Below are 22,858 nucleotides of genomic sequence, written 5' to 3' on the forward strand. Positions count from 1 at the left end.
TCTTGTTACCCGCGGCCACGCCGCCAGTTGGCTCATACCTGGAGCCAGAATGTGACGGGGCCATCGTTCACCAGCGAAACCTGCATATCTGCAGCGAATCGTCCGGTTTGCGTATTCATTTCCTGCTGGCGACAACGCTCAACAAAGTACTCGTAAAGTGCTTCCGCACGATCCGGCGCGGCGCCTTTAGAGAAGCTCGGGCGCATGCCGCGCTCGGTATCCGCTGCCAGCGTAAACTGGGAAACCACCAGCACGCTGCCGCCCGCCTGCTGGACGTTCAGGTTCATCTTGCCTTCCGCATCGCTGAAAATACGGTAGCCCAGCACGCGCTCACACAAGCGGTTGGCTTTTTGTTCGTCATCATCCTTTTCGACACCTAACAACACCAAAAGTCCTGGGCCAATTTCACCCGTCACCTCTCCCTCCACGGTGACGCTGGCACGGGTTACGCGCTGTATCAATGCAATCATGGTTGGTCTGCTTCTAATTGTTTTTCAGCTTCTGCTGCTTTTTTAAGTTCGCGGTATACACCGAGAGTGACAGTTATTTCAGCACCAAGCAAGACGATACACCAGGTCCAGTAGACCCAGACAAACAAAATGGGGATCACCGCCAGCACGCCGTAAATCAGCTGATAGGACGGAAACATGGTGATGTAGAGGGCAAACCCTTTTTTACCGAGCTCAAAAAGCAACGCCGCCACCAGCGCCCCCAAAACCGCATCTCGGTTAGGCACGCGCGTGGTCGGCACGACGCTATAGAGCAGCCAGAACGAGAGCCACGACAGGATCAGCGGAAAGATGCGAAGCACATTATCGATCACACCGTTTAAATCACTCGCCCACCGTAGGGAAAGCAGATACGAACTGATCGCCAGGCTCGCCCCGGCCAGCAGTGGTCCCAGCGTGAGGATCATCCAGTACACGGCAAAGGAATAGACCTTTGGCCGCGCTTTTTTACTCCGCCAGATCGTGTTCAGCGCGTTATCGATGGCGTACATCAGCAGCAGCGCGGTAACGATAAGACCGCATGCCCCCACTGCCGTCATCTTATTGGAGTTGGCAACGAACTGCTCAATGTAGTTCTGGATGACATCCCCGGTTGCCGGAATAAAATTCGCGAAGACAAAATGACGAAGCTGCAGGCTGACGTCCGCAAACATCGGAAAGGCGGAAAACAGGGCAAAAATGACCGCCACCAGCGGCACTAATGAGAGCAACGACACGTAGGCGAGGTTGCCCGCCAGCGTGGTCATGTTGTCCTCATCAATACGGTGCCAGAGCAGTTTCAGCCATGCCCTCAGCGGGCGAGTATGATGCGTGGCTTTTTGATGAACGGTTTTTAGCATAGCTGCTTCGCAAAGTAGTTTGGTATCGTCTCTTTTCCGGTCACCAGAATTGACGTTATACCTAACTGGTTAGCTCCCTCTATATTATCGGCGTTGTCGTCGAAAAAGACCGCATCGGCCGCGGTGAATCCCTCTGACTGCAGAACAGCCTGATAAATTCGCGCTTCAGGCTTACGCATCCCCATCTCCTGCGAGAGGTAGATCTTGTCGGCCGCCGCCTTAACTTCAGGGTATTCTTCAGGCCAGAATGTGGTGTGCAGACGGTTGGTATTTGATAGCACAACGACCCGATGGCCCTGCTCGCGCAGTTTGTGCATGATGTCGATCACCTCAGAGCGAACCGCCACAAATACCGCCTGCCAGCCGTGGGAAAACTGTTCATAGCTTAACGAAAGCCCCATCTCCTGGCAGAAACGTTCAGCGAATTCTTCATCACCGATCTCGCCGCGTTCATGCTGATGGAAGGTCTCGCCCATCGCGAAATTCTGCTTCAGTGTCGCCAGCGGAACACGGCTAAAGTCGCTCCACGCACCCAGCACGCGATTAAAATCGATATCGACGATTACGTTTCCTAAATCAAAGATATAAAGCATGGTTATCTCCTGCTCGCCGTGGAAAAGTAACTGTAGCGGGAAAGATAAGGTTTGGCTATGCGTGAGATTCAGCTTAAAGAAAGGAATGGCCCGAACGTGAATGTCGGGCCAGGAGAAGCGTTAACCTGCCTGCTGTTCGTCGTTTGAAATCACTTCCACTATTTCAACTTTGCTGGATTTGAGATGATTTTGCAGCGCCGAGCCGGGCAGTTCGTCGGTGAAGAGCGCCGTCGCCTGGGCCACGTTGCCAATTTCAACCGCCGCAGACGCTTGATATTTCGTATGATCGACAGCGAGTAAAATGTGGCGGGAGTGGGCGATCATGGTTTTCACCACGCTGGCTTCGTTCACGTCAAATTCCATCATCGCACCGTCGTGTTCGATCGCCCCGACGCTGGTGACCAGGTAATCCGCACGGAATCCCGATACGAACGCCGTGGCCGCCGGGCCGATAATGCCGCCGTTATGCGGACGCAGCGTGCCGCCCGGCACCATCACTTCAAAGCGCGGATTCTTATACAGAATATGCGCCACCCGCAGACTGTTGGTGATGATGCGCAGGTGGTTATGGTTTAGCAGCGCCCGGGCAACGTGCTCCACGGTCGTGCCGATGGTGATGAAGATGGTGGAGCCATCGGGAATATAGTCCGCAATGGCTTCGGCAATCGCCCGCTTCTCTTCGGTAAGCGAGACTTCGCGCTGCTCGAACGCCGTGTTCACCACGCTGGAGGCTCTGCCCGCCCCGCCATGATGACGCGTGATCAGCCCCTGCTCGCTCAGCTTGCGGATATCCCGACGCACGGTTTGCGTCGACACGTCCAGCAGCTGCGCCAGCTCATCAATGTTCATATAGCCGCGATCGGCAATCAGCGTCAGCAGCTGATCGTGACGCGGGTTGCCGGTCAGTTCGGTAAGACTCATGGGCTGTCCTCTGAAAACCATCACGTCCCGCATTTTATACAAAAAGTGACAAAAAAGAGCGGGTTTGATCACAGTCAGGTATCCCTGCCCGTCCGCCAGGTTTTGTGCATTTCAATGCTGCAACGGCGCTGGCAAAACGCACGGCCTCGGCAACAGACGCCCTCTGTCCCAGACTAACCGCCAGCGCACCGTGGAAAACATCACCCGCCCCCGTGGTATCTACAACCTCCACTTCATAGCCAGACTGATGACACAACGCGCCATTTTCCAGCCAGAAACAGCCGTCTCGCCCCTGGGTGACATACACATGTCCATTTGTGAGCGTTTGTGCTTTTCTCAGCGCGTCTTCAGTTTCATCCCGCTGCGTTAAGCGCCGCAGTCCCGGCGCGGAGAAGGCCGCGTGATCGCTTAAGGCAACCAGTTCCGCGATGTCCTGCGGGGTGACATCCGCATCAAGCAGTGTCGGCACACCCTGCTGACGGGCGAGGGTAAACGCCTGCTTTGCCCCATCGTGCCAGCGCACGTCAGCTAATACGATATCCCATTGCGAGAAGTCGATTTCACGCAGCCATCCTGCCTCAGCAGGGAGGTCGGGGCTGGGATAGTTCGCGATAACGCGCTCCCCGCTGCCGTCCACCAGCACCGCCGACTGTGACGAGCGGGCCCCCTTAAACACGCGCGTAAAGCGGGTATTTACCCCCAGGGATTCCAGCTCCGTGAGCAGCCGCCTTCCGGTATCGTCGTCCCCCACCCTGCCAATAAAATCCACTTCCGCGCCCAGTTTCGCCGCCGCCACTGCCGCCGTTGCCGCCGGGCCGCCGCCCACTTCCGTATAGTCCTTAGCGACATATTTCCCACCTTCTTTTGGTAAATCATCGAGATACCAGATGCGATCCAGCACGGTAATGCCGACACAAACGATGCGAGTCATGGTGATTCCTTCTGCGATTTCTGATGCTTTCATTTTAATTTCATCAAATGTTAAAAAAGTGACCCGTGTCAATTTTTTGACTATAAATTACAAATACGATCAAAAACAGACAACGAAAACGTGCAAAAATTGACACAATGTGACAGGAGAGAGGTATGTCAGCAATCGCATTTATCGGTTTAGGGCAGATGGGCGCGCCAATGGCGAAGAATCTGCTTAAGCAAGGCCATCAGCTTAACGTTTTTGACGTGAACCCGCAGGCGGTTCAGGCGCTGGTAGAGAACGGCGCGCGGGCGGCGGCCACGCCAGCGCAGGCCGCAACGGATGCCGAATTCGTGATTACCATGCTGCCAAACGGCGACCTGGTGCGCAGCGTTCTGTTCGGCGAGCACGGCGTATGCGAGGGGTTATCCCGCGACGCGCTGGTGATTGATATGTCTACCATTCATCCGCTGCAAACCGACGCGCTGATCCGCGACATGTCTGATCGCGGCTTCAGCCTGATGGACGCACCCGTCGGACGCACCTCTGACCATGCCATCGCCGGCACGCTGCTCCTGCTGGCTGGCGGCACAGCGCAGCAGGTTGAGCGAGCCACCCCCGTATTAATGGCGATGGGCAATGAGCTGATTAACGCTGGCGGGCCGGGCATGGGCATTCGCGTGAAGCTTATCAATAACTACATGAGCATTGCTCTGAACGCCCTTTCCGCCGAGGCCGCCGTGCTGTGCGAAGCGCTTGGCCTCTCCTTTGACGTGGCGCTCAAGGTCATGAGCGGTACGCCTGCGGGTAAAGGCCACTTCACGACATCCTGGCCGAACAAGGTGCTGAAAGGGGATCTTTCTCCCGCCTTCATGATCGACCTTGCGCATAAAGATCTGGGGATCGCCCTCGACGTGGCCAACCAGCTCCACGTTCCGATGCCGCTGGGCGCGGCCTCCCGCGAAGTTTACAACCAGGCACGCGCCGCCGGGCGCGGGCGCGAAGACTGGACGGCCATTCTTGAACAGGTTCGCGCATCTGCCGGGCTAAAAAAAACACACTGATACGAAAGGACTGAGGAATGACGATGTACACCCTGAAAGATATCACCCGACCTTCCGGCGGTTTTGCGATGCTGGCCGTGGATCAGCGCGAAGCGATGCGCCTGATGTTTGCCGCCGCAGGCGCGCCGGTGCCGGTAACCGACCAGCACCTGACGGATTTTAAGGTCAACGCAGCGAAAATTCTGTCGCCGTACGCCTCTGCCATTCTCGTCGACCAGCAGTTCTGCTATCGCCAGATTGTGGAGCAGCAGGCCGTGGCCAAAAGCTGCGCGATGATTGTGGCGGCCGACGAGTTTATTCCGGGGAATGGTATTCCGGTCGACAGCGTGGTGATCGACAAAAATATCGACGCACAGGCGATCAAACGCGATGGCGGCAAGGCGCTAAAGCTGCTGGTGCTGTGGCGCAGCGATGAAGACCCGCAGCAGCGTCTGGAGATGGTGAAGGCGTTCAACACGCTGTGCCACGACAACGGGCTGCTGAGCATTATCGAGCCGGTTGTACGTCCGCCGCGTCGCGGCGCCGCGTTTGACCGCGAGCAGGCGATTATCGACGCGGCCAAAGAGCTGGGCGACAGCGGCGCCGACCTCTACAAAGTGGAGATGCCGCTGTTTGGAAAAGGCACGCAGCAGGCGCTGCTGGCGGCCTCGCAAAAGCTGAATGAGAACATCGCCATGCCGTGGGTGATCCTCTCGTCCGGCGTGGACGATAAGTTATTCCCGCGCGCCGTGAGCGTCGCCATGCAGGCAGGTGCATCGGGCTTTTTAGCCGGTCGCGCCGTCTGGTCCTCTGTGATTGGCCTGCCGGACACCGAGCTGATGCTCCGCGATATTGCAGTACCAAAACTGCAGCGTCTGGGTGAGATCGTCGACGAAATGATGGCTCGCCGTTAAGAAAGGACCCGAACATGAAATGGTTTAACACCCTGAGCCATAACCGCTGGCTCGAACAAGAGACCGACCGCATTCTCGATTTCGGTAAAAACGCCGCCGTACCGACCGGCTTTGGCTGGCTGGGCAATAACGGCCAGGTGCGTAGCGATATGGGCACGCATCTGTGGATCACGGCGCGTATGCTGCACGTTTACGCGGTGGCGGCGAACATGGGACGCCCCGGTGCGTATGCCCTGGTTGAGCACGGCATTAACGCCCTGAACGGCCCGCTGCGCGACAAGCAGCACGGCGGCTGGTACGCCTGCGTTAACGATGAGGGCGTCATTGACGCTTCCAAGCAGGGCTATCAGCACTTCTTCGTCCTGCTGGGTGCGGCAAGCGCCGTCACCACCGGCCATCCGCAGGCGCGCAGGCTGCTGGACGATGCTATCGAGGTGATTGAGCGTTACTTCTGGAGCGAACAGGAGCAGATGTGCCTGGAGTCATGGGATGAAGCGTTCAGCAAAACGGAAGATTACCGTGGCGGTAACGCCAACATGCACGCCGTAGAAGCCTTCCTGATCGTTTATGACGTGACCCACGACCGCAAATGGCTCGACCGCGCCCTCCGCATCGCGTCGGTGATTATTCATGACGTGGCGCGAAAAGGTGAGTACCGCGTTAACGAACATTTCGACACCGGCTGGAATCCGATTCGCGACTACAACATTGATAACCCCGCCCACCGTTTCCGCGCCTACGGCGGCACGCCGGGGCACTGGATTGAGTGGGGCCGCCTGATGCTGCACCTGCGCGCCGCGCTGGAAGCGCGCTTTGAAACCCCGCCGGAATGGCTGCTGAAAGATGCAAAAGGCCTGTTCCACGCCACCATCCGCGACGCCTGGGCACCCGACGGAGCCGATGGATTTGTCTACTCCGTGGGCTGGGACGGCAAGCCTATCGTGCGCGAACGCGTGCGCTGGCCAATCGTCGAGGCGATGGGCACGGCCTATGCCCTCTATACCGTGACCGGCGAGGCGCAGTACGAGGCCTGGTATCAGAAGTGGTGGGATTACTGCATCAAGTATCTGATGGATTACGAAAACGGTTCCTGGTGGCAGGAGCTGGACACCAATAACGAAGTGACCACCAAAGTCTGGGACGGCAAGCAGGATATTTACCATCTGCTGCACTGCCTGGTGATCCCTCGCCTGCCGCTGGCACCGGGCTTAGCGCCTGCCGTAGCCGCTGGTCTGCTGGACAGCCTGGCCAAATAATAAAGACGGAGTGTTTATGCGTACCCTACACAATATTGATCTGAAAAATAACGAAAGTGGCTTTACCCTGCGCTGGCAGGACCGTCTGATTTTATCCCACACCGCGGATGTCCCTTGCCTGTGGATTGGCGCAGGCGAGGCGGATATCGAGATGTTTCGCGGCAACTTCAGCATCAAAGACAAGCTCAACGAAAAGATTGCCCTGACGGACGCGACCGTCACGCAGCAAATCGCGGGCTGGGCGATCCGCTTTACCCGCGGCGATGCGGTAAGCGCGACGCTGCTGGTGGGCGTCGATGCGGATGGCCGTCTTGAGCTGAAGCTTAAAAACGATGCTCCCGGCCATAACCGCATCTGGTTGCGGCTGGCGGCGCAGCCGGAAGATCATATCTACGGCTGCGGCGAGCAGTTCTCGTATTTCGATCTGCGCGGCAAGCCGTTCCCGCTGTGGACCAGCGAGCAGGGCGTGGGCCGCAACAAGCAGACCTACGTGACCTGGCAGGCCGACTGCAAAGAGAACGCGGGCGGCGACTACTACTGGACCTTCTTCCCGCAGCCCACCTTCGTGAGCACCCAGAAATACTACTGCCACGTGGACAACAGCTGCTACATGAACTTCGACTTCAGCGCGCCGGACTTCCACGAGCTGGCGTTCTGGGAAGATAACGCCACGCTGTGCTTCGAATGTGCTGAAACCTACGTCGATCTTCTGGAAAAGCTCACCGGCCTGCTGGGGCGTCAGCCTGAACTACCGGACTGGGTTTACGACGGCGTGACGCTGGGCATTCAGGGCGGCACCGAGGTGTGTCAGCAAAAGCTCGATATCATGCGCAAAGGTGGCGTGAAGGTGAACGGCATTTGGGCGCAGGACTGGTCCGGCGTCCGCATGACCTCCTTTGGAAAACGCGTGATGTGGAACTGGAAGTGGAACAGTGAGCTTTATCCACAGCTTGATACGCGGATTGCGAAGTGGAAACAGGAAGGCGTGCAGTTCCTCTCCTATATCAACCCGTACGTCGCCAGCGATAAAGATCTCTGCGAAGAGGCGGCAACGCGCGGCTATCTGACCAAAAACGCCGACGGCAAGGACTACCACGTCGAGTTCGGCGAGTTCTACGCGGGCGTTATCGACCTGACCAACCCGGCAGCCTACGACTGGTACAAAGAGGTCATCAAAAAGAACCTGATCGCGCTGGGCTGCGGCGGCTGGATGGCCGATTTCGGGGAATATCTGCCGACCAATACCTTCCTGCACAACGGCGTCAGCGCAGAAATCATGCATAACGCCTGGCCTGCCCTGTGGGCTAAATGTAATTACGAAGCGCTTCAGGAAACCGGCAAGCTCGGGGAGATCTTGTTCTTCATGCGCGCGGGCTACACCGGCAGCCAGAAGTACTCGGTGATGATGTGGGCGGGGGATCAGAACGTCGACTGGAGCCTTGACGACGGTCTGGCATCGGTGGTGCCCGCCGCGCTTTCTCTGGCGATGACCGGTCACGGCCTGCACCACAGCGACATCGGCGGCTATACCACGCTGTTCGAGATGAAACGCAGCAAAGAGCTGCTGCTGCGGTGGTGCGACTTCAGCGCCTTTACGCCAATGATGCGTACCCATGAGGGTAACCGCCCCGGCGACAACTGGCAGTTTGACGGCGACGCGGAAACCATCGCGCACTTCGCGCGCATGACCTCCGTCTTCACCACCCTGAAGCCGTACATCAAAGCCGCGGTCGCGCAGAACGCGAAAAGCGGCCTGCCGGTGATGCGTCCGCTGTTCCTGCACTACGAGGACGACGCGCGCGCCTACACGCTGAAATACCAGTACCTGTTTGGCCGCGACCTGCTGGTGGCGCCTGTTCATGAAGAGGGTCGCCGCGACTGGTCGCTCTATCTTCCGCAGGACAGCTGGGTGAATGCGTGGACCGGGGAAACCTGCCAGGGCGGTGACGTGACCGTTGATGCCCCCCTCGGCAAGCCGCCGGTCTTCTACCGCCAGCACAGCGAATGGGCAGATCTGTTTAGCACCTTACGTCATATCTGATAAGGCTCGCCCGCAGGGAAACCTGCGGGCAGACGGAGAACAATAATGAGTCAACATACTTCCGATCCGGCAACCCTACGCCTGCCGTTTAAAGAAAAACTCGCCTACGGGATGGGCGATCTCGGCTCAAACATCCTGCTGGATATCGGCACGCTCTATTTGCTGAAGTTTTATACCGACGTGCTGGGGCTGCCGGGCACCTACGGCGGGATCATCTTCCTGATTGCGAAGTTCTTTACCGCCTTCACCGATATGGGCACCGGGATCATGCTCGACTCCCGGCGCAAGATTGGCCCGAAAGGGAAATTCCGCCCGTTCGTACTGTATGCCGCCTTCCCGGTGACGCTGCTGGCGATTGCTAACTTCGTCGGCACGCCGTTTGAGATGACCGGTAAAACGGTGATGGCGACGGTGCTGTTCATGCTTTACGGCCTGTTTTTCAGCATGATGAACTGCTCCTACGGCGCGATGGTACCGGCTATTACCAAAAATCCGGACGAGCGCGCCTCGCTGGCCGCCTGGCGCCAGGGCGGCGCGACGCTGGGCCTGCTGCTCTGTACAGTGGGTTTTGTTCCGGTGATGAATTTGATTGAAGGCAATGACCGGCTTGGCTATATCTTTGCCGCCACCCTCTTCTCGCTGTTCGGGCTGTTCTTCATGTGGTGGTGCTATAAGGGCGTGACCGAGCGTTACGTCGAGACACAGCCTGCAAATCCGACGCAAAAGCCGGGCCTGCTGCAGTCGTTTCGCGCCATCGCCGGGAACCGTCCGCTGTTTATCCTGTGCATCGCCAACCTGTGCACGCTGGGCGCCTTTAACGTCAAGCTCGCCATTCAGGTCTACTACACGCAGTACGTGCTGAACGACCCGATTCTGCTGTCGTACATGGGCTTCTTCAGCATGGGCTGTATTTTTATCGGAGTCTTTATGATGCCCGGCGCGGTCCGGCGCTTCGGCAAGAAAAAAGTCTACATCTGCGGGCTGACGATTTGGGTGGCGGGCGATCTGCTCAACTACTTCTTCGGCGGCGGCTCGGTGAGCTTTGTCGCGTTCTCCTGCCTGGCGTTCTTCGGCTCCGCGTTCGTTAACAGCCTGAACTGGGCGCTGGTGTCTGATACCGTGGAGTACGGCGAGTGGCGCACCGGTGTGCGCTCCGAAGGCACGGTCTACACCGGCTTTACCTTCTTCCGTAAGGTCTCGCAGGCGCTGGCGGGCTTCTTCCCGGGGATCATGCTCACGCAGATCGGCTATGTGCCCAACGTGGTACAGTCCAGTGGCACGGTTGAAGGGCTGCGGCAGCTGATATTTATCTATCCGAGCCTGCTGGCGGTCATCACCATCGTGGCGATGGGCTGCTTCTATAACCTCAACGAGAAGATGTATGTGCGCATCGTCGAAGAAATCGAACTGCGCAAACGTACGGCATAATGACGTGATAGAGCGCCCTGCGGGGCGCTCTAAGGATCGACCATGACACATAACAGTGATCCGTTAACCCTGAAATTGAGCCTGCGAGAGAAGTGCGCCTACGGAATGGGCGATTTTGGCTCGAACCTGATGCTCTGTATTGGCACGCTGTATCTGCTAAAGTTTTACACCGATGAGCTGGGTATGCCGGCGTTCTATGGCGGCATTATTTTCCTGGTGGCTAAGTTCTTTACCGCGTTGACCGATATGCTGACCGGCGTGCTGCTCGACTCCCGGCGTAACATCGGCGCGAGGGGGAAATTCCGGCCATTCATTCTTTACGCCTCCGTCCCGGTGGCGCTGGTGGCAACGGCGCAGTTTATGGCCAACGACTTTAGCCTGACGGTGAAAACGGCTCTCGCCACCGTGCTCTTTATGATGTTTGGCCTCTGCTATAGCCTGATGAACTGCGCCTACGGTGCGATGGTCCCGGCCATCACCAAAAACCCGAACGAGCGCGCGCAGCTTGCGGCGTGGCGTCAGGGTGGCGCAACGGTGGGACTGTTGCTCTGCACCGTCGGCTTTATGCCCATTCAGGCGCTGTTCATCAGCCAACCCTCCCAGGGCTATCTGGTGGCCGCGCTGGTGTTCGTTACCGGCGGCCTGTTCTGCATGTGGTGGTGCTACAGCGGCGTGAAAGAACGCTACGTGGAGCTTACGCCCGATCACCATAAGCCCGGCATTCTGAAATCGTTCTGCGCGATTTTCCGCAATCCGCCGCTACTGGTGCTGTGTATCGCCAACCTGTGTACCCTCGCCGCCTTCAACATCAAGCTGGCGATTCAGGTCTATTACACCCAGTACGTGCTGAACGATCTCCATTTGCTGTCGTGGATGGGATTCTTCAGCATGGGCTGCATTCTGGTTGGCGTGTTTTTGGTGCCCGGCGCGGTTAAGCGTTTTGGCAAGAAGCCGGTTTATCTCGGCGGTCTGGCGCTGTGGGCGGTGGGCGACGTGCTCAACTTTTTCTGGGGAACCAGTTCCCTGCTGTTCGTGCTTTTTTCCTGCATGGCCTTTTTCGGCACCGCGTTTGTGAACAGCCTGAACTGGGCGCTGGTGCCGGATATCGTCGATTACGGCGAGTGGAAAACCGGCATCCGCGCCGAAGGGTCGGTGTATACCGGCTACACCTTCTCGCGCAAAATCTCTGCGGCGCTCGCCGGTTTCCTGCCCGGGATTATGCTAACCCAGATTGGCTACGTTCCCCATGCCGTGCAGAGCGCGGGCACGCTGCTTGGTCTGCGTCAGCTTATTTTCCTGTGGCCGTGCGGTCTGGCGATTGTTGCTGCCGTGACCATGGGGCTGTTTTATAAACTCAACGAAGCGCGCTTCGCCTTTATTATCGAGGAGATTGGAAAACGGAAAAAACAATCAGCGAATACCCCTGAGATAACCACCAACAATAAAGCGTCAGCAGCCACTTTATAACAATAAATCCGGCCATTCTTTCCTTCCTGTTAATCAGGAGGGAGGCCTTTCTGTACCTGATACATGGACAAATTATGAAAAGAATCATCACTGTACTGATCGTGTCGTCTGTGTCCTGCCCGGTATTTGCCGGGGCCTATGTCGAAACGCGTGAAGCCTACAATACGGCCTCAGAGATGCACGAGGTGATCCTGCGCGCAGGATATAACTTTGATATGGGCGCGGGACTGATGTTCACCAACGCCTATAACGTAGGCAAATGGGATGAGCTGAAGCACAGCTATAACGAAATCGAGGGGTGGTATCCGCTCTTTAAGCCGACCGACAAACTCACCTTCCAGCCCGGTGGGTTGATTAACGACAGCAGCGCAGGGTCCGGTGGCGCAGTTTATTTAGATACCAACTACAAATTTACGGACTGGTTTAATCTGACGTTCCGCTATCGCTATAACCATAACAATTACGATACGCCGGACTATAACGGGCAGATGGATAAAAACGACACGCACGAATTTGCCAACTACTGGAATTTCAAAGTGACGGATGCGTTTTTCTACACCTTTGAACCGCACTTTTTCCAGCGGGTGAATGATTACCACAGCAAAAATGGCAAAGACCATCACTGGGAAATTACCAATAAATTCAGCTACAAGATCGACAGAAACTGGCTGCCGTACCTCGAACTGCAGTGGCTGGACCGATGGAATGATTACAACCGGGAGCAGTACCGGATCCGTTTAGGGTTACGGTATTCGTTCTAATAAAAAAGCCGCTGATCGCTCAGCGGCTTTTTACATACATGACAGCGTTAACGCTAACCTGTATTAGTCTTCTTTCGCACCGCGCATAGCACGTTTACGATCGTTCTCGGTCAGGTGACGTTTACGGATACGAATTGACTGTGGAGTCACTTCTACCAGTTCGTCATCATCGATGAATTCCAGAGCCTGCTCCAGAGTCATCTTGATCGGTGGAACCAGAACCGTTGCTTCGTCAGTACCGGACGCACGCATGTTGGTCAGTTTCTTACCGGTCAGGCAGTTTACGGTCAGGTCGTTAGAACGACTGTGAATACCGATGATCTGGCCTTCGTAAACTTCAGCACCGTGACCCAGGAACAGCTTACCGCGATCCTGCAGACCGAACAGCGCAAACGCAACCGCTTTACCCTGACCGTTGGAGATCAGCACGCCGTTGTTACGCTGGCCCACTTCGCCCGGACGCACGTCGTCGTAGTGGCTGAAGGTGGAGTACAGCAGACCGGTACCGGAGGTCATGGTCATGAACTCAGAACGGAAGCCGATCAGGCCACGGCTTGGGATCACGTAGTCGAGACGTACGCGGCCTTTGCCATCTGGATTCATGTTTTTCAGGTCGCCTTTACGCTCACCCAGAGCCTGCATCACAGAACCCTGATGCTGCTCTTCAACGTCCAGCGTTACGTTTTCGAACGGCTCTTGTTTACGGCCGTCGATCTCGCGGAAGATTACTTTCGGACGGGAAACCGCCATTTCGAAACCTTCACGACGCATGTTCTCAATCAGAACAGACAGGTGCAGCTCACCACGACCAGAAACGCGGAATGCATCAGCATCTTCGGTTTCTTCAACGCGCAGCGCAACGTTGTGCACCAGCTCTTTGTTCAGGCGGTCAAGGATCTGACGAGAGGTAACGAATTTACCTTCTTTACCACAGAACGGAGAGGTGTTGACGTTGAAGAACATGGATACGGTTGGTTCATCAACGGACAGGGCTGGCAGCGCTTCGACGTTCTGCGGATCGCAGATGGTGTCGGAGATGTTCAGTTCACCCAGACCGGTGATAGCGATGATGTCGCCCGCTTCCGCAACGTCACTCTCGATACGCTCAAGACCCAGGTGAGTCAGTACTTTACCGACTTTACCGTTACGGGTTTTGCCTTCGCTATCGATGATAGTAACCTGCTGGTTAGGCTTCACTTTACCGCGCTTGATACGACCAATGCCGATTACGCCAACGTAGTTGTTGTAGTCGAGCTGAGAGATCTGCATCTGCAGGGTGCCGTCGAGATCGACGTTTGGCGCAGGAACACGGTCAACAATCGCCTGATACAGCGGGGTCATGTCTTCAGCCATGTCTTCGTGGTCCAGACCTGCGATACCGTTCAGCGCAGATGCGTAAACGATAGGGAAGTCCAGCTGCTCGTCGGTCGCGTCGAGGTTAACGAACAGGTCGAAGACCTGGTCAACAACCCAGTCAGGACGCGCGCCAGGGCGGTCAACTTTGTTGATAACAACGATTGGCTTCAGACCATGGGCAAAAGCTTTTTTGGTCACGAAGCGCGTCTGTGGCATTGGGCCATCCATTGCGTCAACGACCAGCAGAACGGAGTCTACCATGGACATTACACGTTCAACTTCGCCACCGAAGTCGGCGTGCCCTGGGGTATCAACGATGTTGATACGGTAGTCATTCCATTTAATCGCGGTGTTTTTCGCGAGGATGGTAATCCCACGCTCTTTCTCCAAATCGTTGGAGTCCATCACGCGTTCTTGGGTTTCGGCACGCGCATCAAACGTACCGGATTGCTGCAGCAGCTTGTCGACCAGGGTAGTTTTACCATGGTCTACGTGCGCGATGATGGCGATGTTACGCAAATTTTCGATCACAACTTTGCCTCAGGCATTTAGAAATAGCGCGTTATTGTACACGGATTAATCGCACTACAAAACAGGATCACAAACATCCCCCGCAAACAAGTATCGCAGAGATGCTTTGTGATCGCTTTCACGGAGCGGTAAAAGGGCACTTTAACGTAAATTGCACCAATATGGTGCTCAATGTTCACATTGAAGCACTATACTGGTGCAACAAATCCATTGTGGTGCAGCCCTTTTGCACTATGGTGCGCATGATAACGCCTTTTTGGGGTGATTTAAAAGTTGGCACAGATTTCGCTTTATAAAAAATACATGGCACCAGCCAGTACAAACAGAAATTGAAGACCTCGTTACCACGACGACAATGACCAATCTGGAGAGTTAAGTATGTCCGCTGAACACGTTTTGACGATGCTGAACGAACATGAAGTGAAGTTTGTTGATCTGCGCTTCACCGATACCAAAGGTAAAGAACAGCACGTCACAATCCCTGCTCATCAGGTGAACGCCGAATTCTTTGAAGAAGGCAAAATGTTTGACGGCTCCTCCATTGGTGGCTGGAAAGGCATTAACGAATCCGACATGGTTCTGATGCCAGACGCGACCACTGCGGTCATTGATCCGTTCTTCGAAGAACCAACCCTGATCATCCGTTGCGACATCCTCGAGCCAGGCACGCTGCAGGGCTACGACCGCGACCCACGTTCTATCGCGAAACGCGCTGAAGAGTACCTGCGTTCTACCGGCATCGCAGACACCGTTCTGTTCGGGCCAGAGCCAGAATTCTTCCTGTTCGATGACATCCGTTTCGGTGCCTCTATTTCTGGCTCCCACGTGGCTATCGACGACATCGAAGGTGCATGGAACTCCTCCACCAAATACGAAGGCGGTAACAAAGGTCACCGTCCTGGCGTGAAAGGCGGTTACTTCCCGGTTCCTCCGGTCGACTCTGCACAGGACATCCGTTCCACCATGTGTCTGGTGATGGAAGAGATGGGCCTGGTTGTTGAAGCTCACCACCACGAAGTGGCGACTGCTGGTCAGAACGAAGTGGCAACCCGCTTCAACACCATGACCAAAAAAGCGGACGAAATTCAGATCTACAAATACGTTGTGCACAACGTTGCGCACCGTTTCGGTAAAACCGCGACCTTCATGCCAAAACCAATGTTTGGCGATAACGGTTCCGGTATGCACTGCCACATGTCTCTGTCCAAGAACGGTACCAACCTGTTCTCTGGCGACAAATATGCCGGTCTGTCCGAGCAGGCGCTGTATTACATCGGTGGTGTTATCAAACACGCTAAAGCGATCAACGCCCTGGCGAACCCAACCACGAACTCCTACAAGCGTCTGGTCCCGGGCTACGAAGCGCCAGTGATGCTGGCCTACTCTGCACGTAACCGTTCTGCTTCTATCCGTATCCCGGTGGTGGCTTCTCCTAAAGCGCGTCGTATCGAAGTTCGCTTCCCGGACCCAGCGGCTAACCCATACCTGTGCTTCGCAGCACTGCTGATGGCCGGTCTGGACGGTATCAAGAACAAGATCCACCCGGGCGAAGCGATGGACAAAAACCTGTACGACCTGCCGCCAGAAGAAGCGAAAGAGATCCCACAGGTTGCTGGTTCTCTGGAAGAAGCCCTGCAGGCGCTGGACGCAGACCGCGAGTTCCTGACTGCAGGTGGCGTATTCACTGACGACGCTATCGATGCTTACATCGCCCTGCGTATGGAAGAGAACGACCGCGTGCGTATGACTCCACACCCGGTTGAGTTCGAGCTGTACTACAGCGTTTAATTAAAGTTGTTTTACCCGGCGCGATAAGCGCCGGGGGTAGTTGCCGTGGAAACTTTTAGCCCATCTCCGGATGGGCTTTTTTCTCCACCAACAACCTGATCTCACGCGCTTTTTACGCCGAAAACGCTATACTGCACTAAATTAGTGCAAACGACTCCAGGAGACTGCTGAATGGCAACTGGCACGCTGCCCGATGCTGGGCAGATCCTCAATTCTTTGATTAACAGCATATTGCTGGTCGATGACGAGCTGGCCGTTCATTACGCCAACCCGGCCGCGCAGCAGCTGCTCGCCCAAAGCGCACGTAAACTGTTCGGCACCCCGCTTCCTGAACTCCTGAGCTATTTTTCGCTGAATATTGGCCTGATGCAGGAAAGTTTGCAGGCTGGCCAGGGGTTTACCGATAACGAAGTCACGCTGGTGATCGACGGGCGCTCGCACATTCTGTCGTTAACCGCGCAACGTCTTCCCGAAGGTCTGATCCTGCTGGAAATGGCGCCGATGGATAATCAGCGTCGACTGAGCCAGGAGCAGCTTCAGCATGCGCAGCAGATTGCCGCCCGTGATCTGGTGCGCGGTCTGGCGCATGAAATCAAAAACCCGCTGGGTGGATTACGCGGCGCGGCGCAGCTTCTGACCAAAGCGCTGCCCGATCCCGCGCTGGCGGAGTATACCAACGTCATCATTGAGCAGGCGGACCGTCTGCGGAATCTGGTAGACCGTCTTCTCGGTCCGCAGCAGCCGGGAATGCACGTCACGGAAAGCATCCATAAAGTGGCTGAGCGGGTGGTGAAGCTCGTCTCAATGGAGCTGCCAGAGAACGTCACGCTGGTACGTGATTACGACCCAAGCCTGCCGGAACTGGCCCATGACCCGGACCAGATTGAGCAGGTCCTGTTGAATATTGTGCGTAATGCCCTGCAGGCGCTGGGGCCCGAAGGCGGCGAGATTATTTTACGCACCCGCACCGCCTTCCAGCTCACGTTACACGGCGTGCGCTACCGGCTGGCCGCCCGAATCGACGTTGAGGATAACGGGCCCGGCATTCCATCGCATTTGCAGGACACCCTGTTCTACCCGATGGTAAGCGGTCGCGAAGGCGGAACCGGCCTGGGCTTATCCATTGCCCGCAGTTTGATCGATCAACACTCCGGGAAAATTGAATTTACCAGTTGGCCGGGACATACCGAGTTTTCGGTTTTCCTGCCGATTAAAAAATAAAGGTGACGTTTATGCAACGAGGGATAGTCTGGGTAGTCGATGACGATAGCTCCATCCGTTGGGTGCTTGAACGCGCGCTCACAGGGGCAGGATTAAGCTGCACGACGTTTGAGAGCGGCAGCGAAGTGCTCGACGCACTCACCACCAAAACGCCAGATGTTCTGCTTTCGGATATTCGTATGCCGGGCATGGACGGGCTGGCGCTGTTAAAGCAGATCAAACAACGCCACCCTATGCTTCCGGTCATCATAATGACCGCGCACTCCGATCTGGATGCCGCAGTGAGCGCCTATCAGCAAGGGGCGTTCGATTATCTGCCCAAACCGTTTGATATCGACGAAGCGGTGGCGCTGGTTGAGCGCGCGATTAGTCATTATCAGGAGCAGCAGCAGCCGCGCCACGCGCCCGATTTTGGGCCAACGACAGATATCATCGGTGAAGCACCGGCGATGCAGGACGTGTTTCGCATTATTGGTCGTTTGTCCCGCTCGTCCATCAGCGTATTGATTAACGGTGAGTCGGGAACCGGTAAAGAGCTTGTGGCGCATGCATTGCACCGCCACAGCCCGCGGGCAAAAGCGCCGTTCATCGCCCTGAATATGGCGGCGATCCCGAAGGATTTGATTGAGTCCGAACTGTTCGGCCATGAAAAAGGGGCATTTACCGGCGCCAATACCATTCGCCAGGGGCGGTTCGAACAGGCCGACGGCGGTACGCTGTTTCTGGATGAGATCGGCGATATGCCGCTGGATGTCCAGACCCGCCTGCTACGCGTGCTGGCCGACGGGCAGTTTTATCGCGTGGGCGGCTATGCGCCGGTGAAGGTGGACGTGCGTATTATCGCCGCGACCCACCAGAACCTGGAACAACGCGTGCAGGAAGGAAAATTCCGTGAGGATTTATTCCACCGTCTTAACGTCATCCGCGTTCATCTGCCGCCGCTGCGTGAGCGTCGGGAAGATATTCCCCGCCTGGCACGTCATTTCCTGCAGGTGGCCGCCCGCGAGCTGGGTGTGGAAGCCAAGCAGCTTCACCCGGAAACCGATGCCGCTCTGACGCGTCTGGCGTGGCCGGGCAACGTGCGTCAGCTGGAAAACACCTGTCGCTGGTTAACCGTGATGGCCGCCGGGCAGGAAGTGCTGATTCAGGATTTACCGGCCGAGCTGTTTGAAGCAACCGCGCCTGAAAGCAGTACCGGGCACGCGCTGCCGGACAGCTGGGCGACGCTGCTGGCGCAGTGGGCCGACCGCGCGCTGCGTTCCGGTCATCAAAACCTGCTGTCTGAAGCTCAGCCGGAGATGGAGCGTACGCTGTTAACTACCGCGCTTCGTCATACGCAGGGTCATAAGCAGGAAGCCGCTCGCCTGCTGGGATGGGGACGTAATACCCTGACGCGCAAGCTTAAAGAGCTGGGAATGGAGTGATCGCACGCCGCTGTGTAAAGGTTATTAATTGAGCGCAAATTGCCGTTATTTTGCGCTTTACTGTTCCGATGAGTTTTGTATGATCGTGCCCGGAAATTGGGGGTGAACATCATGCTGGAAACAATCGTGAATATGCTCTCTAGCGGAGCCGCTGAAAGCCACACGCCACAAACAGCCGTTGCGGCTATGTTGTGTGCGGCGCTGGTTGGGCTGTTTAGCTAGCGAGTTGAACGTAAAAGCCGGGTGGCGGCTTCGCCTTACCCGGCCTACGTTTAGTGCTTTTGGCAATGCGCCTTAAATCACCCGCGAGAACTGCTGCAGTCGCGCTTTCTGACGCAGATACGCGTCAAAGCACATGCAGATATTACGGATCAACAGACGCCCTTTCGGCGTGACCTCAATCGCGTTCTCCGACACATCCACCAGCCCGTCTTTCGCCAGCGGTGCAATCAGCTTCAGGTCTTCCGCAAAATAATCGCTGAAGTGCAGATCCCACTGCGACTCAACGTCGCTGAAATCGAGACGGAAGTTGCAGATTAGCGCCTTAATCACATCGCGCCGGATGCAGTCGTCGCGCGTTAACGCGATGCCTCGCCACAGCGCGTTGCCCGTTTCATCAACCTGCTGGTAGTAAAGCTTCAGCTCTTTCTGGTTCTGCGCGTAAGAGTCGCCAATCATGCTGATAGCGGAGACGCCCATCCCCAGCAAATCGGTATCGCCCTGGGTTGTGTAGCCCTGGAAGTTACGGTGCAGAACGCCTTCACGCTGAGCAATCGCCAGCTCGTCATCCGGACGAGCAAAGTGATCCATCCCGATAAACTGATAGCCGGTTTCGGTCAGCGAGGTAATGGTTTCCTGCAGAATATCCAGCTTCTGCTGGGCAGAAGGAAGATCGGCATCTTTTATTTTGCGCTGAGCGGCAAAGAGCGTCGGCAGATGCGCATAGTTAAAGACGCTCAGGCGGTCCGGGTTGAGTTCGGCCACGCGCTTCAGGGTGAAGGCGAAGCTTTCCGGCGTCTGCTTTGGCAGGCCGTATATCAGGTCAATATTGGTCGAGGTGAAACCAATCTCACGCGCGTGATTGAGTAAGGCAAAGATAAATTCTTCGTCCTGCTCGCGGTTCACCAGACGCTGAACCTCTTTATTGAAATCCTGCACGCCCATGCTCAGACGATTGAAGCCTTCGGCGCGTAAGTGATCCAGTACATCCAGCTCAATTTCACGCGGATCGACTTCGATCGAGATTTCAGCGTCGGCGTTAAAACTGAAATTGCCGCGCAGCAGGGTCATCAGGCGGCTTATTTGCGCTTTATTCAGATAGGTTGGCGTACCGCCGCCCCAGTGAAGCTGGCTGACGTGACGGCCAGCAAACAGCGGCGCGCGATGCACAATTTCTTGTTCGAGCGCATCAAGATACTGGTCGGCTTTGTGCTGCTGACGGGTAACGATTTTATTGCACCCGCAGAAGTAGCAGAGCTTGTGGCAGAACGGAATATGGACGTAGAGCGACAGCGGACGCTCAGGATAGCGCGCAACAGCCTGCTGGAAATCAGCCTCGCCGAAGGCATCGGAGAACTCCAGCGCGGTGGGGTATGACGTATAACGCGGCCCGGAATAGTTATATTTCTGGATTAGGGCCAAATCCCAGTCGATAGTTGGTGCTGACATGCTCACTCCTTCCGTTGGTGTCGCGTTCGTATACGGCGGCCCGTTCTGGCCCCATCGCGGGCCATCATTCGGGTGCGCAGCCACTTCTGTCGCCGCGACAACCGCCGTAGTTTAACGAATAACCACACCAGATAACATATAACCGGAAGGGTTATAAGCAGGACTATCGTGCCTGCCGGGTGCAAATGTTAGTTTCCACCCTTCAGAAGACGCATCATATCTTCCTGCTTCTCGTCTTCTTCTTCATCTTCGTCATCGTCGTATGACAGGCCCAGCTTCTGCATCAGTTCATCGATACGATCCAGTTTGGCATCCACCCATGACTGCTCTTCAGCGGTCAGGGTTTCACCCTCTTCAAGACGTTCCAGCAGCGCGTCCAGGCGCTCATCGTTCTCCAGCAAATCCAGCTCAGCCTGCGGTGAAAGCATAGGTTTCTCGCTCTTTGGTTTGTGCTGCTTAGTGACCGGGGTGTCTGTCACGCCCAGTGGAATGGGAGTTTTACTGCCGATACGAGGGTCTTTCTGCTGTTTGCCTTTTGCAGAAGCACCCGCTGCACCACCACCGTTGGCACGGCTACCCGCAGCGTGACCGCGATGTTTTTTATCGCGTTTGCGATCGCGCGCTTCCTGGTTCAGTTCTTCGCGCGTTTTGCGGCGTGCTTTTACAGGGCGTTTCGCGCCTGCAGCGGAGGTTGGTTTTTTCATGATGTTTTATCTTTAAGTCGTTTTCTTCAGTATAGAATTGCGGCGAAATCTAGCAGAAAGCAAGCAAAGAAAAAAGGCGACAGAGCAATCTGTCGCCTTTTTTCCTGACTCACAACCCTTAGCGGGTCAGACTTTCCGTGTTTGCCAACAACAAACCCTGTTTATCCCTTGGCTAATACCGTCCGTGATACGGTTCCATTTCCTGTAAAAAACGCCTCCAGGCGCTGGTCATCCTGACAATCCTGCGTCTTCGCCTCCTGGCGCTCCTGACCCTCATCCTTAAGTCGATTTCCTGTTGGCTTCCTCGCCCTGACGCACACTTTACCTTGTTCGGTTAAACTAACAAGCAACGAAACGGTACAAAAAGGGATTTTCAGATAATTACCTGGAAATAAGCTTATGATTTAAAACAGTTTGAATTTTTTTACGCCTGCGAATTCTCTGAAATCTCGCATAGCATTACTGGCCGATCTCTCACACCGGTTGTGGCATTCGTCTACTGCTCATAGCAATCAGAAAAGCCTTTTGCCTGCATTCGGGTATAATCCCCTTCAGATTACGATTTTGGAGACGACCACGTGACTACCTGGAACTACCAACAGACGCATTTTGTCACCAGTGCGCCCGATATTCGCCACCTTCCTTCTGATACCGGTATTGAAGTGGCATTTGCTGGCCGCTCCAATGCGGGGAAATCCAGCGCCCTGAATACGCTGACTAATCAGAAGAGCCTGGCGCGCACCTCAAAAACACCTGGCCGTACCCAGCTGATCAACCTGTTTGAAGTCGCAGAGGGCAAACGCCTGGTCGACTTACCGGGCTACGGTTACGCGCAGGTACCGGAAGAGATGAAAATCAAGTGGCAGCGTGCGCTGGGTGAATACCTGGAAAAACGCATGTGCCTGAAAGGCCTGGTGGTGCTGATGGATATTCGTCATCCCCTGAAAGATCTGGATCAGCAGATGATCGACTGGGCTGTAGCAAGCGATATCGCCGTGCTGGTGCTGCTGACGAAAGCCGATAAGCTGGCGAGCGGCGCGCGCAAAGCGCAGGTGAATATGGTTCGCGAAGCGGTGCTGGCGTTCAACGGTGATGTGCAGGTTGAGCCATTCTCCTCGCTGAAAAAGCAGGGCGTGGACAAGCTGCGTCAGAAACTCGACGCCTGGTTTAGCGAGCTGGAACCCGCGACGGAAGCGGAAGAAGAGTAATACCGAGCGCGGCGATAGCCGCGTTTTTTTGCCTGAATTTTTCTTTGCCGCAATAAAAAACGCCCCAGTCATTACTGACTGGGGCGGCTAAAATATTCAGCCAAATCCGATTACGTGAAGTAAAAGGTCTGAAAGATAGAACATCTTACCTCTGTACCCTACGCCGACAACTCTACCCCTTTTTGTGCTGCAGAAAAAGCACTTTTTGTAGTTTTTTTTCATTCTTTACATAGGGAATTCTAATGATTGTCACAAAACGCGCGTTGTTATGTT

The 22,858-nt window shown here is 55.7% G+C and carries 21 protein-coding genes; 12 read left to right on the forward strand and 9 right to left on the reverse strand.

Going from position 1 to position 22,858, the window contains the following annotated elements; translation table 11 throughout:
- Nucleotides 1-32: 32 nt before the first annotated feature.
- The 5 genes from dtd to WM95_RS25545 all read right to left on the reverse strand — a co-directional run bounded on the left by dtd (nt 33) and on the right by WM95_RS25545 (nt 3,793).
- Nucleotides 33-470, reverse strand: a complete 438-nt coding sequence (gene dtd / locus WM95_RS25525; protein WP_008501836.1) for a D-aminoacyl-tRNA deacylase — start codon at nt 468-470, stop codon at nt 33-35.
- On the reverse strand, nt 467-1,348 hold the full coding sequence (locus tag WM95_RS25530; protein ID WP_023309756.1) for a virulence factor BrkB family protein: 882 nt from the start codon (nt 1,346-1,348) through the stop codon (nt 467-469). The genes dtd and WM95_RS25530 overlap by 4 nt, the downstream gene beginning before the upstream one ends.
- Nucleotides 1,342-1,941 carry a glucose-1-phosphatase gene (gene yihX, locus WM95_RS25535; protein WP_063408690.1) on the reverse strand — a complete coding sequence of 200 codons (600 nt, stop codon included), beginning with the start codon at nt 1,939-1,941 and terminating at the stop codon, nt 1,342-1,344. Before yihX ends, WM95_RS25530 begins: the two co-directional genes overlap by 7 nt.
- 120 nt (nt 1,942-2,061) lie before the next feature.
- Nucleotides 2,062-2,862, reverse strand: a complete 801-nt coding sequence (locus WM95_RS25540; protein WP_047174093.1) for a DeoR/GlpR family DNA-binding transcription regulator — start codon at nt 2,860-2,862, stop codon at nt 2,062-2,064.
- A 34-nt stretch (nt 2,863-2,896) separates the two neighbouring features.
- Nucleotides 2,897-3,793, reverse strand: coding sequence for a sugar kinase (locus tag WM95_RS25545; protein WP_063408704.1), 897 nt, complete (start codon nt 3,791-3,793; stop codon nt 2,897-2,899).
- 155 nt (nt 3,794-3,948) lie between these two features.
- Here WM95_RS25545 and yihU point away from each other — a divergent pair, with 155 nt between their 5' ends.
- The 7 genes from yihU (at nt 3,949) to ompL (ending at nt 12,685) form a co-directional block, all read left to right on the forward strand.
- Complete coding sequence (gene yihU, locus WM95_RS25550; protein WP_029740324.1) at nt 3,949-4,839, forward strand: sulfolactaldehyde 3-reductase; 891 nt, start codon at nt 3,949-3,951, stop codon at nt 4,837-4,839.
- 17 nt (nt 4,840-4,856) lie between these two features.
- Complete coding sequence (gene yihT, locus WM95_RS25555; protein WP_063408689.1) at nt 4,857-5,732, forward strand: sulfofructosephosphate aldolase; 876 nt, start codon at nt 4,857-4,859, stop codon at nt 5,730-5,732.
- A 14-nt stretch (nt 5,733-5,746) separates the two neighbouring features.
- On the forward strand, nt 5,747-6,988 hold the full coding sequence (gene yihS, locus WM95_RS25560; protein WP_063408688.1) for a sulfoquinovose isomerase: 1,242 nt from the start codon (nt 5,747-5,749) through the stop codon (nt 6,986-6,988).
- Nucleotides 6,989-7,004: 16 nt separating this feature from the next.
- Nucleotides 7,005-9,029 (forward strand): alpha-glucosidase, encoded by a 2,025-nt coding sequence (locus tag WM95_RS25565; RefSeq protein ID WP_063408687.1) that lies wholly within the window; start codon nt 7,005-7,007, stop codon nt 9,027-9,029.
- 45 nt (nt 9,030-9,074) lie between these two features.
- A complete protein-coding gene (locus tag WM95_RS25570) occupies nt 9,075-10,457 on the forward strand; it encodes an MFS transporter (protein ID WP_063408686.1) in 1,383 nt (460 codons plus the stop codon).
- A gap of 42 nt (nt 10,458-10,499) precedes the next feature.
- Nucleotides 10,500-11,924, forward strand: a complete 1,425-nt coding sequence (locus tag WM95_RS25575) for an MFS transporter (RefSeq protein WP_063408685.1) — start codon at nt 10,500-10,502, stop codon at nt 11,922-11,924.
- Nucleotides 11,925-11,998: 74 nt separating this feature from the next.
- A complete protein-coding gene (gene ompL / locus WM95_RS25580) occupies nt 11,999-12,685 on the forward strand; it encodes a porin OmpL (protein ID WP_032637905.1) in 687 nt (228 codons plus the stop codon).
- A 63-nt stretch (nt 12,686-12,748) separates the two neighbouring features.
- Here ompL and typA read toward each other — a convergent pair whose 3' ends face one another.
- A complete protein-coding gene (gene typA / locus WM95_RS25585) occupies nt 12,749-14,572 on the reverse strand; it encodes a ribosome-dependent GTPase TypA (RefSeq protein ID WP_032639914.1) in 1,824 nt (607 codons plus the stop codon).
- 378 nt (nt 14,573-14,950) lie between these two features.
- Between typA and glnA the strand changes: the two genes are divergently transcribed.
- The 4 genes from glnA to WM95_RS25615 all read left to right on the forward strand — a co-directional run bounded on the left by glnA (nt 14,951) and on the right by WM95_RS25615 (nt 19,227).
- Nucleotides 14,951-16,360, forward strand: a complete 1,410-nt coding sequence (glnA, locus tag WM95_RS25595; protein ID WP_023309763.1) for a glutamate--ammonia ligase — start codon at nt 14,951-14,953, stop codon at nt 16,358-16,360.
- A 171-nt stretch (nt 16,361-16,531) separates the two neighbouring features.
- On the forward strand, nt 16,532-17,581 hold the full coding sequence (glnL, locus tag WM95_RS25605; protein ID WP_008501857.1) for a nitrogen regulation protein NR(II): 1,050 nt from the start codon (nt 16,532-16,534) through the stop codon (nt 17,579-17,581).
- A gap of 11 nt (nt 17,582-17,592) precedes the next feature.
- Nucleotides 17,593-19,005 (forward strand): nitrogen regulation protein NR(I), encoded by a 1,413-nt coding sequence (gene glnG, locus WM95_RS25610; RefSeq protein ID WP_023309765.1) that lies wholly within the window; start codon nt 17,593-17,595, stop codon nt 19,003-19,005.
- A 111-nt stretch (nt 19,006-19,116) separates the two neighbouring features.
- The gene (locus WM95_RS25615; RefSeq protein ID WP_023333898.1) at nt 19,117-19,227 is read left to right on the forward strand and encodes a YshB family small membrane protein; all 111 of its coding nucleotides are present in this window, start codon (nt 19,117-19,119) and stop codon (nt 19,225-19,227) included.
- A 72-nt stretch (nt 19,228-19,299) separates the two neighbouring features.
- Here the strand turns inward: WM95_RS25615 and hemN are convergent, their stop codons facing one another.
- Both hemN and yihI read right to left on the reverse strand, forming a co-directional pair.
- A complete protein-coding gene (gene hemN / locus WM95_RS25620; protein WP_063408684.1) occupies nt 19,300-20,673 on the reverse strand; it encodes an oxygen-independent coproporphyrinogen III oxidase in 1,374 nt (457 codons plus the stop codon).
- A gap of 188 nt (nt 20,674-20,861) precedes the next feature.
- Nucleotides 20,862-21,377, reverse strand: a complete 516-nt coding sequence (gene yihI / locus WM95_RS25630) for a Der GTPase-activating protein YihI (RefSeq protein WP_023309767.1) — start codon at nt 21,375-21,377, stop codon at nt 20,862-20,864.
- Nucleotides 21,378-21,955: 578 nt separating this feature from the next.
- On the opposite strand from yihI, the gene yihA reads away from it, so the two are divergent.
- Complete coding sequence (yihA, locus tag WM95_RS25640) at nt 21,956-22,585, forward strand: ribosome biogenesis GTP-binding protein YihA/YsxC (protein ID WP_047174088.1); 630 nt, start codon at nt 21,956-21,958, stop codon at nt 22,583-22,585.
- Nucleotides 22,586-22,681: 96 nt separating this feature from the next.
- Here yihA and WM95_RS27935 read toward each other — a convergent pair whose 3' ends face one another.
- Nucleotides 22,682-22,729 (reverse strand): spot 42 RNA, inhibition of DNA synthesis, encoded by a 48-nt coding sequence (locus WM95_RS27935; RefSeq protein WP_071892919.1) that lies wholly within the window; start codon nt 22,727-22,729, stop codon nt 22,682-22,684.
- Nucleotides 22,730-22,858: the final 129 nt, after the last annotated feature.

The sequence above is a fragment of the Enterobacter cloacae complex sp. ECNIH7 genome, assembly GCF_002208095.1.
GTDB lineage: Bacteria > Pseudomonadota > Gammaproteobacteria > Enterobacterales > Enterobacteriaceae > Enterobacter > Enterobacter cloacae_M.